The sequence below is a fragment of the Bradyrhizobium sp. sGM-13 genome, assembly GCF_018398875.1.
GTDB lineage: Bacteria > Pseudomonadota > Alphaproteobacteria > Rhizobiales > Xanthobacteraceae > Bradyrhizobium.
This window is the reverse complement of record NZ_JAGWDK010000325.1, coordinates 1-265: the sequence shown is the minus strand read 5'-3', so window position 1 is coordinate 265 and position 265 is coordinate 1. Positions and strand designations below refer to the sequence as shown.

The following is a 265-nucleotide window of genomic DNA, read 5'->3' as shown; positions in this document are numbered from 1 at the left end:
CAACACGTCCGGTATCGCCGGCGTCGCGCGCCATCACGACGACCCGGGCATTGGCCGCGAACGTCGTCATGAAATCGCCGGCGCGGTCATCCTCGCGGAGAAAGGTAATCAACCCCTGCGACCAGGCGACATTGGCCACCACGGGCGCGAGATCGAGGTGGCGGTTGGAAATATGCGCAATGATCACGCCGCGGTCGGAAAGCTTCGAGAGATAACCCGCGAGCGCCTCGCGCGTCAGCAGATGCACCGGAATACTGTCAGACGA

1 pseudogene is annotated in these 265 nt (G+C 63.4%); it reads right to left on the bottom strand.

Annotation, left to right across the window (positions count from 1 at the left end):
- Nucleotides 1-265, bottom strand: a pseudogene (locus KJQ96_RS39215) (hypothetical protein); the annotation flags it as partial.